Genomic DNA, 12439 nt, shown 5'->3' with positions numbered 1-12439 from the left:
ATATCTAAATTTTTAATAAGCCGCTCGTGGTTTTAAGTAAACCTTTATAGTCTATTGATGAGTTAGTGACTATTTTTGTAACATGACACCACTTACAGAACAAGAACTACATCAACTAGCGATGAATATCGTAGGTAAGGAAATGGAAGAATTAGGGTTTGAATTTATATCTATAAATTCTAAGCCTAAAAAGAATCCACAGTTTGTGGCACTCAAGGATAAAATATTACATTTTGTTGTCGTTAGGGCGGTTTCTTATCCTGCAAATCCAGTTGAGTATGATCAAGCGTTTATGAATAAACTAAAAGATCACGGCATTAAATTTAAAGCACGTACTTATTATGCTGGTGTAGGACTGGCTAATTCAAAGAATTATGAAATACCAGTGCATCACGAAGAAGATTATACCGTGAATTTTGCTGGACTAATTGAAATTAAATGAGAAAATTAATTCTATTACTTATCCTTACAGTAATCTCTTGTGAAAAGAAACAAGAACTAACCGCACCGCAAACTTTTGTAGGCAATGCGATAGGCACCACATATGGAATTAAAGCTTTTCACGATGAGCAGTTGGAGCTTACAGAAGATATAGACGCAATAATTGATATGTTTAATCAAAGCATGTCTACTTGGGTACCTGGATCTGATATAAATAGAATTAATGATGGAGATTCTACTGTTGTTGTAGGTAAAGCGTTTAAAGAGGTTTTTGATGCCGCTCAAGAGATCTATCGCAAGACTGATGGATACTTTGATCCTACAGTCGGAAACTTAGTAAACGCTTACGGATTTGGAGCAAACGGTGAACAAACTAGTATTCCATCACAAAAACAAATTGATAGTCTATTACAGTTTGTAGGTTTTTATAAAATGGATATACAAAAAACTGCACTTGATGAAGGTTACCATGTGACAACTACACAACCAGGAATGTATCTAGAATATAATGCCATTGCCAAAGGTACATTAGTAGATTATATCGCTAGAATGCTGGATGAAAAAGGAGTAGAGAATTATATAGTAGAAGTAGGTGGTGAAGTAATAACTAAAGGTAAAAATCTAGAAAAGGATGCGCCATTTCTAGTCGGTATTAATGATCCCAAAAGCGGCGCTCAAGGAACTAAGACTCTTATGGCTATTAATTTACAAGATAAAGCCATGGCCGGTAGTGGAAATTATCGTAAGTATAAAGTTGATGAGGCGACAGGAATCGAGTATGTTCATACCGTAAATCCTATAACTGGACTTGCCCAGCCATCACAAGCCATAGGTGTTAATGTCATTGCAAATAATTGTACACTAGCAGATGGCTATGCGACAGCCCTTATGGCAATGCCATTAGAAAAATCTAGAGTACTGCTCAAAAACATACCAGAAATCGAGGTTATAATAATGTATATTGATGATAATGGAATGCTGCGATTTGAACTCACGCCAGGTTTTAATCAATATATTAAACCACAGATTTAGTGACTACAGGGATTAATTCTCCTTTTGCTAGTCTGTATTTATCCACTTCATCTGCAGTAAGATGTGCTGTGTAATCAACCGCAGTTACCTCAAATCCTATAGATTTTAAACGATCAAAATAATCCATTCCATAAACTCGCACATGGTCATACTGGCCAAAAATTCTAGCGCGTTCTTCTTTATCTGTTATAGAATCATCTTCAAAGGTTACGTCTCGGTCATTTTCTAACGGAATTTGCAAGATGGCTTTCCCACCAGGCTTTAAGACGCGATACAATTCTTTCATTGCGGTCCCATCATCAGAAATATGTTCTAAAACATGATTACATAGTATAAAATCATAACTGTTATCTTCAAACGGTAGGTTACAAATATCTGCCTTGACATCTGCTAGTGGAGAAAGTAAATCTGTTGTGGTGTATGTTATAGTTTCGCTTTCGCGGAAGCGTTTATAAAAACATTGTTCCGGTGCAAAATGCAATAGCGATTGTGGACGAGTAAGTAAGTCTGTTTCTCTATTAAGGTACAACCAAAGTAAACGATGACGTTCTAAGGATAGAGTAGAAGGAGAAAGGACATTTTCTCTCACGTTTCCGTAGCCATAAGGTAAAAAGCTCTTGAATGATTTTCCATCTATAGGATCTGTATATCGATCACCACGATACCACCACGCCATTATTGGACGCACCCAGTAACTCAAACTAATAAGCCATGGTCTAGGGATAAGATTGAGAAAGAATTTAAAGAGTTTTTTCATTAAAGTTGATCCTAAATCATTCCTTACTTAATCCTTCCAGCGATAAGGATCTTCCTCGTTAGAAGTAATACCTAATACTTCATAGATATAATCAAACGTACTTAATAAACGAGGTTCGCCGTCAACTATTGCAATATCGTGCTCAAAGTGTGCACTAGGTTTCATGTCACGAGTTTTAATAGTCCATCCATCTGGATAGTGCTTGATGTCTTTAGTACCTAGATTAATCATAGGCTCTATAGCAACAGTCATTCCTTCTATAAATTTTTTCCCACGTCCACGCTTTCCATAATTAGGCATTTGTGGATCTTCATGCATGGTGCGACCTAGGCCATGACCTACTAGTTCACGTACTACACCATAACCAAACCCTTCACAATAATTCTGGATAGCATAGCCTACATCACCTACACGATTCCCTACACGGAATTGCTCAATACCCAAGTACAAAGAATTTTTAGTACGATCTAATAAATCTTGCGTCTCTTGAGGTATTTCGCCTACTGCAAATGTATAAGCATGGTCTCCATAAAAACCGTCTACAATGGCACCGCAGTCCACAGATAGTACATCACCATCCTTTATTTCTACATCCTTTGGGATACCGTGTACTACTTCTTCATTAGGTGAAATAAGTAGTGTGCTAGGACAGTCATATAAACCTTTAAATCCTGGAATAGCTCCATGATCACGTATAAATTCTTCGGCCATGGTGTCTAATTTTAAAGTAGTAACACCAGGTTTGATCTCGGCAGCAACCATAGCAAGTGTTTTACTTACCATAAGTGCAGCACGACGCATTATTTCTAATTCTTCTCGAGTTTTAGTAACTATCATAGATTGTAATAAAGTGCAAAAATAGCAATTCCAAACGCGATGCTTTTAAAAATAAAAATTAAAAACAGATAGGAAAGCTTGTTTTAGCAAGCATAAAGAACACTAAAGAATATTAAGACTGATTTCTGAAATCATATCCAGTCTAACTCATCTTTAGTTAACTCATGTTCTATATCGCCAGTATGTGCTGTGCTTGCAGGTTCAAATAGCATGACATGAACTTCTTCATGCGCAATAGGTTTATGTTCTACACCGCGCGGTACGATGTACATTTCTCCTTCTTTAAGAGTAATCGTTTGATCTCTCAGTTCAATGATTAATTGACCTTTCACCACATAGAAAAGTTCATCTTCATTCTCATGTTGATGCCATACAAATTCACCTTTAAGCTTTGCAAGCTTTACTTGTTGCCCATTAAGCTCGCCTATAATCTTAGGAGTCCAAGTTTCTTGAAATAAGGTGAGTTTTTCATTCAGATTTATCGCGCTCATAATTCTTTTAAAAAGAAACCCAGCATTTGCTGGGTTTATAGTTGTCATTTAATTATCGTAAGAATGTTTATAAGGCACTCCAGTTACTATTTTTAAAATATCCTTTTCTAGACTTTCTCTTGGTCGTTCTACATATCGACCTATTTCCTGTCCACCGCGATAAAAGATAAAAGTAGGTACTCTTACTACATTATAACCAGACACTAATTCTTCTGGTTTTGATTTTGATCTATCTACAGTAATTAGTGTTAGATTTTTTTCTTTAAAACCTACTTCATCTAATAGTTTATAAAACATAGGTGTTTCACGTTTTGAATCTCCGCACCAGGTTCCCATATAAGCTCTGATTTCAACATCTTTCATAGCATCGGCTAGCGTGCTTTTTGTTTCTTCGTCGAGACTGTATGCGTTATAACGTGGTGTGAACCATGTTGAAAATGGCTCTTGCATAAAAGCATCCTTAGTTTGAACACCAGATAAATGCCCATTAACTAAAACTGGTGTTTTAGGTGGATCTGGTGTTGCCGGTACTTCAGGTTGAGCAACACTTGCTTCTTTTTCTGTTGTTGCTTTTTGTGTTCCACAACTAGCTAACAGTATTACGGTTAATAATAGTATAATCTTTTTCATAGGGTTAAAGTAACGAATTTTGAGTCATTTCTTCAGGTTGTTTAACACCTATTAACTTTAATATTGTAGGAGCAATGTCTCCTATAATACCATCTTTTACTTCTTTTAAATCTTTATCGACTAAAATAATAGGCACAGGATTGGTCGTGTGTGCAGTATTTACAGATCCATCAGAATTGAGCATTACCTCGCAATTTCCATGATCAGCAATAACAATAATGGTGTAATCTTGTTCCATCGCAGCTGTTATGACATCATGTGCTGCTTGATCAACAGCTTCACACGCCTTTACTGCAGCCTCCATAGAGCCTGTGTGGCCTACCATATCAGGATTAGCAAAATTAAGACATATGAAATCTGCAGCCTGTCTGTTAATTTCGGGAATGATACTACTTGAAACACAATCGATGGACATTTCGGGTTGCAAGTCATAGGTTGCTACTTTAGGAGAGTTACACATAATTCTTTCTTCTCCTTTAAATGGTTTTTCTTGACCACCATTAAAAAAGAAAGTCACATGTGGATATTTTTCAGTTTCGGCAATACGTATTTGTGTTTTACCAGCCTCAGAAAGTACTTGACCTAATGTGTTTACTAGATTGTCTTTTTCAAATATGACCTTTACATTTTTATAACTGTCATCATACTTTGTCATGGTCACATAGTATAAATCTAATGCATGAGTGTTTTGCTCGTGATAGTCTTGCTGAGATAACATCTGAGTTAACTCACGACCACGATCAGTGCGGTAGTTAAAGAAAATAACTACATCACCATCCTCAACAGTAGCGACTGGTTCTGTTCCATTAAGAACCACGATAGGTTCTATAAACTCATCAGTAACACCTTGATTATAAAACTCTTTTATAGAGTTAGTAGCATCATGTGATGGCTGTCCCATTCCGTGAACAATAACATCATATGCTTTTTTAACACGATCCCATCGCTGGTCTCTATCCATGGCAAAATAGCGTCCTGTAACAGTTGCTAGTTGAGCATTTGTTCCTGAGATATGCTTTTCAAGATTTTCAATGTGACCTGCGCCAGACTTTGGATCTACATCACGTCCGTCTGTAAAAGCATGTATGAAAACATCTTCTATTTCATGACTTTCAGCTACATCTAATAGTGCTTTTAAATGGTCTATATGCGCATGAACTCCACCATCAGATAATAACCCTAAGAAGTGAACTTTTTTGGAATTCGCTTTCGCGAAAGCGAGTGCATCAACAAGAACCTGCTCATCTTTAAGCGTATCTTCTTTAATGGCTTTATTGATTTTGGCTAGATCTTGATAGACAATACGGCCAGCACCTAGATTCATGTGGCCTACTTCACTATTTCCCATTTGCCCTTCTGGTAATCCAACGTGCTCGCCGTCTGTGCGCAGTGTTGCATGTGGATATTTATCATATAGACTATCTATAAAAGGAGTCTGTGCTTGAGCGATGGCGCTAACTTTTGGGTCTTGAGTGATTCCCCATCCATCGAGAATCATTAATATCGTTTTCTTGTTCAATGTCTTTCTTTTGAAAGCTAAAGTTAAGAAAAGCGATTTTTTAAAATGATGATTTGTGAATAAGATTGCGCAATCGGTTTCGGTAACGTGATAGCTAGTATTAGAACTATAATGCTAAAATTTTCTAGGTCTAGTTCAAAAAAATAACAAAGTTTATAGTCTATCAATCAATTGAAATCGACTGCGCAATCATCCAGCCGCCAGTCCAAGCATTTTGGAAATTAAAACCACCAGTGATGGCATCTATGTTGAGAACCTCACCAGCGAGATAAAGGTTTTCTTGTTTTTTAGAAGCAAAAGTTTTAAAGTTGATTTCTTTTAAATCCACACCACCAGCGGTGACAAACTCTTCTTTAAAAGTGCTTTTACCATTAATAGAAAATGTGCTAGCAGTTAGAACAGTAGCCAAGTTTTGTAAATCATTGTTTGAACAATCTGCCCAGTTTTTTTCTGTGAGGTTGATACTTGCCACTAAAAACTTCCAAAGCCTTTTAGGTAGATCAAATAACCACTCGTTTCCGACTTGCCTTTTACTAGAACGCTGAGCTACTAAGGTTTCAAAACATTCTTGAGTAGAAATATAATTGAGCCAATTTATAACTACATCAAACTTATAATCTGATCCATTTAATTCTCGTGCGCCCCAAGCGCTCATTTTTAAAATCGCTGGACCAGAAAAGCCCCAATGCGTTATCAATAAAGGACCTTGAGATTCTAATTTTAATTGTGGGATTTCTACAGTTGCCTCAAGAGCAATTCCTGCAAGCTCTGTAATTTTTTTGTCTACTATATTAAAGGTAAATAAAGAAGGAACCGCTCTCACTATGGAGTGACCTAAGCCTCGCATCATCTCCCAAACCTTAGGACTACTACCGGCAGTGACTACTAGATTTTTACAAGTGAATTGTTTTTCTTTAGTATGTACTAACCAGTTGTCTTCTTTATGAATAGAGGTAACATTATGGCTGGTTAAAATTTCTATGTTGAATTTTTGTGAGAGCTCAAGAAAACAATTGATAATGGTCTGCGAAGAATCTGTGGTAGGAAACATACGTCCATCTTCTTCAATTTTTAACGACACGCCACGTTCTTCAAACCAAGCAATTGTATCGCCAGTCATAAAACTATGAAACGGACCTAATAATTCTTTCTCACCACGCGGATAGTTTAACGATAATTCTTTAGGGATAAACTCGGCATGAGTGACATTACAGCGGCCACCACCAGAAATACGTACTTTTTGAAGCACGTCTTTCCCGCGTTCAAGAATGGCTATTTTTATATTTGGTAATCGATCGGCTAAGTTAATAGCCGTAAAAAATCCAGCCGCGCCGCCGCCTATGATGATGGTGTGGTAGTTAGTATTCAATACAAATATTCTTAGGTTCTGTAAAGAAATTTAAAGCTTCAAATCCGCCTTCACGGCCTACACCGCTGTCTTTTACACCACCAAAAGGTGTGCGTAAATCACGATTCAACCAGGTATTTACCCAAACTATTCCTGCTTCTATTTCATTGCTCAACCTCATGGTACGGCTGAGGTCGCTGGTCCATAAAGTAGCACTCAATCCATAACGAGTGCCGTTTGCGAGTTCTAGTGCATGCGCTTCATCTTTGAACGGCATGATGGTAACCACTGGCCCAAAAATCTCTTCTTGGTTCAATTTGCAATCATTGGACTGGACTTCTATGACCGTAGGTTCTAGATAATAGCCACCTTCGTGACCTTCTATGAGTAATGAGTTTCCTCCAGTTAGAATGGAGTATTCTTCGGGATTCGCTTTCGCGAAAGCGATATAATCCAAAATCTTATCTCTATGAGCAGCACTAACCACAGCACCTAGTTTAGAGTCGGCAGCATCTGGATGGCCAACTTTGAGCTGTTGTACACGAGCGACAAAGTCAGTTTTAAATTTATCGTAAATGGATTGCTCGACAAAAATACGACTTCCACAAAGGCAAATCTGTCCTTGATTTGCAAAGGAAGATCGTAGGGTAGTGGTGAGCATTTTATCATAATCACAGTCGGCAAAAATGATGTTAGGATTCTTGCCGCCTAGTTCTAGGGATAGTTTTTTAAACATAGGAGCAGCCGTTCTAGCGATGTGCTCACCAGTCGTGGTTCCACCAGTAAAACTTATAGCCTTAATGCCTGGATGTGATACAATAGCCTGACCACAACTGCCGCCAAGACCATGTACTATATTCAACACACCAGCCGGTAATCCTGCTTTTTTAACGATATCTCCAAGTAAGAAAGCGGTCGCTGGAGTGACTTCGCTAGGTTTTGCCACGACGCAATTTCCTGCTGCAATCGCCGGAGCAATTTTCCAGCTGAATAAATACAAGGGCAAATTCCATGGAGAGATGCATCCTACAACGCCTATAGGTTTACGCATCGTAAAATTCATCGTGTTTTTGCCTACGCTTTCATGAGCATCGCTTGAATATTGAGTAATTGCGTTTCCATAAAAACGGAAGTTAGAGGACGCGCGCGGAATGTCAACTGCTCGTGCCAGCCATAATGGTTTCCCGTTATCACGAGATTCTGCCGCGGCAAGTTCTTCTAGATTTTCTTCAATCAGGTCTGCAATGCGCAACATGATTCTAGAACGTTCATCAATACTAGTAGTGGACCAACCTTTAAAAGCAGCGTTTGCCGCTTGATAGGCTTTTTCAATATCATCTTCATTAGAATTAGGAATTTGCCCATAAACGAGACCGCTTGATGGTTCATAATTATCGAGCCACAATCCACTTAGCGGAATGTGCTCATTGTTATTGATGAAGTTTTTTAGGTCCATTTTGAGATGTTTTACTTCTTAATTGGAGAATAAGCCATCGCCTTAATCTCAATTAATAAATGAGGATGAGGTAATTGATGCACGGCAACCGTTGTTCTAGTAGGTCCATCAAAGTCAAAGTACTTACCGTAGGTTTCATTATAACCGCCAAAGTCGTTCATATTTACTAAGAAAGTAGTGACATCTACGACATCTTTTATAGAAGCTCCCTCCGTTTGAAGTATGGAATCTATGTTTTCTAGAACCGCTGCGGTTTGTGCTTTTATATCTAGATTGGTTGTTCCCATCTCGTCCACTTCTACACCTGCAAAAGTATTGTCTGCTCTACGGCTGCTGGTTCCTGAAACTAATAAGAAATCGCCCACGCGCTTGATGTGTGGATATTTTCCTCTTGGTTTTGCTTTATCTTTTAATACTGCCATTGTTGTTACTTTTTAGTTTCTCAACCACAATACCTCTTCGGTTTTTTGCTGGATGGTTTTTAATAAATCGTTTAAATCGTCGTCTACTTTAATCTGGTCATTCTCGAGTAACCATAAAATCGCTTTGTCCTGCGCTCGTCCGCGTAGCATGGCTTCTCGATAGCTTATTCCTTCTTTCGGGAATGTTACTAGAGAATATTTAGATTGGTATTCCGCTTTCGCGAAAGCTGCTTCTAAACGCATCTCGATTTGCCTTTTCAACTGGAAGTTAGGATTTGCCACGCTATCTCGCATTTCTACAAAATTGTCTAAAGCAAGATCTGCAATAGCATCGGCATCTGGTTTTCTGTTTGTGGAGAATGCGGTGAAGGCATCTGACCAATTCTCGTGTTGGTCTAACATCTCGTCAAAAACGACTACGTCTTCAAAACTCGCATTCATTCCTTGACCATAAAAAGGTACAATGGCGTGAGCGGAATCACCCATAATCAAACTAGTTCCATAAGCCGTCCATGGTGAACAACGCACTGTTCCTAATGGCGGAGCTGGATTTGTATGGTATTGCTCTATCAAATCTGGAATGTGTTCCATCACATCTTTAAAATAAGTCGTGAAGAAGTCGGTTATTTCTTGATCGGTTTTGATCTTGTTGAAAGCTGGTCCATCGCCGTCGTATTGCATGAATAACGTAAGCGTAAAACTCCCATCGAGATTAGGCAAGGCAATCAACATAAAACCACCACGTGGCCAAATATGTAAGAAGTTTTTCTCAATGCGCCATTTTCCATCATCCGTAGGCGGAATGCTTAGTTCTTTATAACCGTGCGGCAACCAGTTCATGCTGTGCGAGAATAGATAGTCACGCTGCTTCATCATCGCTTTGCGTACTACCGATCCTGCGCCGTCTGTTCCTAGGACGATATCTGCTTTCCATTCTTTCTCCGTATCTGTTTCAGAATCGTGATATGTAACTGATGCGTTTTTTAAGTCTACCGCAGTCACGGCGTCATTAAAGTCTATTTGAACATCTTCGTATTTATCCGCTTCGTCGAGTAATAATTTGTTCAATTCTTCTCGGGAAATCGAATTGATATATTCTCCATCACGACCACTATAGTTAGATGCAAAAGTATTTCCTTCTACATCGTGAATCAATCTTCCATTCATAGGAATACAGAGCTCGCGTACTTTTTCTTCCAGGCCTACCAGTTTTAAACCAGCCAGTCCACGATCAGATAGTGCAAGGTTAATGGAACGTCCACCATCCACAATGTTCTTGCGCATGTCTGGTCGTTTTTCAAGTATATCTACATGGTAGCCTCGTTGTGCCAGTCGCAGTCCAAGAAGTGAACCGCACAGCCCAGCGCCAGTGATGAGGATATTTGTTTTTTTGTTAGTTGTTTTCATCAAGAAAGTTTCATTTATTGGAACATCGTCTTCGACAAGCTCAGACTGACATATTAATTTTCAAATACTTGTGTCACACTGAGCTTGTCGAAGTGCGATTTCATCTAACTTATTATTATAACTCTGACTTCAATACATCCACAAATCTCCAGCAGTCTTCATAATTGTTATATAAAGGAACCGGTGCTATACGTATTACGTCTGGTTCACGCCAGTCGGCAATGACTCCTTTTGCGGTGATGGTGTCAAATAAGGACTTATCAGCATTTTTTACGGCTAGGGATAATTGACAACCGCGATCTTTTGGGTTGCTAGGTGTGATGATAGAAATACGATCACCATCTAATTCACTTAGGAGATACTCTAAATAGTTAGTTAGCTGAATGGACTTCTTTCGCAAGTTCTCAAAACCTGCCTGAGCAAATAAATCAAGACTTGCTCTTATGGCTACCATGCTTAGTATAGGTGGATTGGATAGTTGCCAGCCTTCGGCACCGTGCATAGGTTCAAAGTCGTCACGCATTTTAAAACGTGTCTCTTTATTGTGTCCCCACCAACCTGTAAATCGTGGTAAATCATTATTACTAGCATGACGTTCATGTACAAAACAACCGCCTAAACTACCAGGTCCTGAATTCATATACTTATAGGTGCACCACACGGCAAAGTCTGCTCCAGAGTCATGTAATTGTAAATCTACATTTCCAGCACCGTGAGCACAGTCAAAACCTACCATAGCTCCAGCCGCATGACCTAGTTTTGTGATTTTTTTTAAGTCAAAAAACTGTCCAGTATAATAGTTGACTGCACCTACCATGATCAATGCTACAGTGTCGCCTTGTTCTTTTAAAATGGTTTCTAGATCTTCTATTCTAGGTGTGTGTTCGCCAGTTCTAGGTGACCACTCGATTATGTTCTCTTTATCATCATGCCCGTGAAATTGCACTTGAGATGCAACGGCATAACGATCACTAGGAAAGGCATCTGCCTCAATGATGATTTTAGTACGCTTGCCTTTAGGCTGGTAAAAACTAACCATCATTAGATGAAGATTAGTGGTAAGCGTATTCATAATCACCACTTCGTGCGGTTTTGCACCCACAATTTCTGCGGTCGTCTCTGTAAGAAACTCGTGATAAGGCATCCACGGATTCTCTGCATGAAAGTGACCTTCTACACCTAGTTTTGCCCAATCGTCAAGTTCTTGATTTAAGAAATCTTTGGTCTGTCGTGGTTGTAAGCCTAACGAATTCCCACATAAATATATGGAGTCTGTTCCGTCGGTATGTTTTGGTATATGGAAGCTTTCGCGAAAGCGAGATAAAGAATCTTCTTGATCTAATTGTAAAGCGTAGTTTCTAGTAGTCTTGAACTCCATTACTTATTGAATTCTATGTTAGTTAAATATATGCGTGTCATGCGGTCTGGCGTGCGGTGGTCTGTTGCTACTTTTATACCGTTAATGGTATCAAATTTTTCAAATGTGGTCATCATTCCTATTGCTGTATCATTTTGCTGTCTATAAACCCATTCTCTCAAGTTATGCTTTTTATCATAATAAACATCATATGCGTCACCAGGTGTGTAACCACCATCATTGCTATACACAATGGTAAACATATCTAGTGTGTCTTTTGAAATAGGCGCGACAGCGTTGCTCTTTTCAACGATTTTTGTACCACTATCTGTGATGAATTTAAATTCTGGTAATAGCCAGTAAATGTCATTAACAAAAGCTCGGTCTGCACTGGTTTGTATAGAATCCATAGGTTGACGGCGATTATAATGTACGGTGTCTGGTGATGCGATAAGAGTTACGTCACCTGTTTGGCGATTCCACGTCCAGTTACGGTCATATAAATTACGTCCCATTTTACCAACTGAAAAGGTGAACTTCACTTCTTTAATAGCGTCCCAATTATCAAATCCTGCTGCTTGAGCGACTTGTTCTGTATTAGAAAGGGCCTTTTTTTCTTCCTTATTTTCAGCGTTTTTACAACTGTAGATTGCGATAGTTATTAATAGAAGGGTAATCGTCTTTTTCATCATTTTCAACTTTGGCTTAAAAGTACAATTTATCTAGTGGTTATAAAATCGTA

Annotated in this window: 13 protein-coding genes; 2 read left to right on the top strand and 11 right to left on the bottom strand. The window is 38.6% G+C overall.

The genetic code is table 11. From position 1 onward, the window contains the following. Window positions 1–82: 82 nt before the first annotated feature. Window positions 83–442: a Na(+)-translocating NADH-quinone reductase subunit F gene (locus BST92_RS03460; RefSeq protein WP_105070196.1), complete on the top strand. Its 360-nt coding sequence runs from the start codon at window positions 83–85 to the stop codon at window positions 440–442. Continuing rightward, on the top strand, window positions 439–1473 hold the full coding sequence (locus tag BST92_RS03455) for an FAD:protein FMN transferase (protein ID WP_105070195.1): 1035 nt from the start codon (window positions 439–441) through the stop codon (window positions 1471–1473). Before BST92_RS03460 ends, BST92_RS03455 begins: the two co-directional genes overlap by 4 nt. Here BST92_RS03455 and BST92_RS03450 read toward each other — a convergent pair. The 11 genes from BST92_RS03450 to BST92_RS03400 all read right to left on the bottom strand — a co-directional run bounded on the left by BST92_RS03450 (window position 1457) and on the right by BST92_RS03400 (window position 12386). After that, window positions 1457–2230, bottom strand: a complete 774-nt coding sequence (locus BST92_RS03450; protein WP_105070194.1) for a class I SAM-dependent methyltransferase — start codon at window positions 2228–2230, stop codon at window positions 1457–1459. The two genes, BST92_RS03455 and BST92_RS03450, sit on opposite strands and share 17 nt — an antisense overlap. Before the next feature lie 27 nt (window positions 2231–2257). Beyond that, complete coding sequence (gene map, locus BST92_RS03445) at window positions 2258–3067, bottom strand: type I methionyl aminopeptidase (RefSeq protein ID WP_105070193.1); 810 nt, start codon at window positions 3065–3067, stop codon at window positions 2258–2260. Window positions 3068–3198: 131 nt separating this feature from the next. Further along, window positions 3199–3558 (bottom strand): cupin domain-containing protein, encoded by a 360-nt coding sequence (locus BST92_RS03440; RefSeq protein ID WP_036584272.1) that lies wholly within the window; start codon window positions 3556–3558, stop codon window positions 3199–3201. Between the two features lie 48 nt (window positions 3559–3606). Beyond that, window positions 3607–4188 (bottom strand): thioredoxin family protein, encoded by a 582-nt coding sequence (locus tag BST92_RS03435; RefSeq protein ID WP_105070192.1) that lies wholly within the window; start codon window positions 4186–4188, stop codon window positions 3607–3609. A 4-nt stretch (window positions 4189–4192) separates the two neighbouring features. Beyond that, window positions 4193–5707, bottom strand: a complete 1515-nt coding sequence (gene gpmI, locus BST92_RS03430; protein ID WP_105070191.1) for a 2,3-bisphosphoglycerate-independent phosphoglycerate mutase — start codon at window positions 5705–5707, stop codon at window positions 4193–4195. 163 nt (window positions 5708–5870) lie between these two features. Next, window positions 5871–7076, bottom strand: coding sequence for a BaiN/RdsA family NAD(P)/FAD-dependent oxidoreductase (locus BST92_RS03425; RefSeq protein ID WP_105070190.1), 1206 nt, complete (start codon window positions 7074–7076; stop codon window positions 5871–5873). Next, window positions 7066–8511 carry an aldehyde dehydrogenase gene (locus tag BST92_RS03420; protein ID WP_105070189.1) on the bottom strand — a complete coding sequence of 482 codons (1446 nt, stop codon included), beginning with the start codon at window positions 8509–8511 and terminating at the stop codon, window positions 7066–7068. Before BST92_RS03420 ends, BST92_RS03425 begins: the two co-directional genes overlap by 11 nt. An 11-nt stretch (window positions 8512–8522) precedes the next feature. Next, a complete protein-coding gene (locus BST92_RS03415; protein WP_105070188.1) occupies window positions 8523–8933 on the bottom strand; it encodes a RidA family protein in 411 nt (136 codons plus the stop codon). A gap of 12 nt (window positions 8934–8945) precedes the next feature. Continuing rightward, entirely contained in the window at window positions 8946–10340 is a 1395-nt protein-coding gene (locus BST92_RS03410) for an FAD-dependent oxidoreductase (protein ID WP_105070187.1), read from the bottom strand. Between the two features lie 115 nt (window positions 10341–10455). Further along, window positions 10456–11718, bottom strand: a complete 1263-nt coding sequence (gene kynU / locus BST92_RS03405; protein ID WP_105070186.1) for a kynureninase — start codon at window positions 11716–11718, stop codon at window positions 10456–10458. Continuing rightward, a complete protein-coding gene (locus BST92_RS03400) occupies window positions 11718–12386 on the bottom strand; it encodes a selenophosphate synthetase (protein WP_211292429.1) in 669 nt (222 codons plus the stop codon). The genes kynU and BST92_RS03400 overlap by 1 nt, the downstream gene beginning before the upstream one ends. Window positions 12387–12439: the final 53 nt, after the last annotated feature.

Origin of the sequence: Nonlabens arenilitoris (assembly GCF_002954765.1) — a bacterium.
GTDB lineage: Bacteria > Bacteroidota > Bacteroidia > Flavobacteriales > Flavobacteriaceae > Nonlabens > Nonlabens arenilitoris.
The sequence above is the reverse complement of the archived record's forward strand: the minus strand, read 5'-3'. Positions and strand labels throughout refer to the sequence as shown.

What these genes read in the sequence shown, in the direction of transcription:
- BST92_RS03460 (WP_105070196.1), top strand. Translation starts at nt 83, where the DNA reads ATGACACCACTTACAGAACAAGAACTACATCAACTAGCGATGAATATC.
- BST92_RS03455 (WP_105070195.1), top strand. Translation starts at nt 439, where the DNA reads ATGAGAAAATTAATTCTATTACTTATCCTTACAGTAATCTCTTGTGAA.
- BST92_RS03450 (WP_105070194.1), bottom strand. Translation starts at nt 2,230, where the DNA reads ATGAAAAAACTCTTTAAATTCTTTCTCAATCTTATCCCTAGACCATGG.
- map (WP_105070193.1), bottom strand. Translation starts at nt 3,067, where the DNA reads ATGATAGTTACTAAAACTCGAGAAGAATTAGAAATAATGCGTCGTGCT.
- BST92_RS03440 (WP_036584272.1), bottom strand. Translation starts at nt 3,558, where the DNA reads ATGAGCGCGATAAATCTGAATGAAAAACTCACCTTATTTCAAGAAACT.
- BST92_RS03435 (WP_105070192.1), bottom strand. Translation starts at nt 4,188, where the DNA reads ATGAAAAAGATTATACTATTATTAACCGTAATACTGTTAGCTAGTTGT.
- BST92_RS03420 (WP_105070189.1), bottom strand. Translation starts at nt 8,511, where the DNA reads ATGGACCTAAAAAACTTCATCAATAACAATGAGCACATTCCGCTAAGT.
- BST92_RS03415 (WP_105070188.1), bottom strand. Translation starts at nt 8,933, where the DNA reads ATGGCAGTATTAAAAGATAAAGCAAAACCAAGAGGAAAATATCCACAC.
- BST92_RS03410 (WP_105070187.1), bottom strand. Translation starts at nt 10,340, where the DNA reads ATGAAAACAACTAACAAAAAAACAAATATCCTCATCACTGGCGCTGGG.
- kynU (WP_105070186.1), bottom strand. Translation starts at nt 11,718, where the DNA reads ATGGAGTTCAAGACTACTAGAAACTACGCTTTACAATTAGATCAAGAA.
- BST92_RS03400 (WP_211292429.1), bottom strand. Translation starts at nt 12,386, where the DNA reads ATGAAAAAGACGATTACCCTTCTATTAATAACTATCGCAATCTACAGT.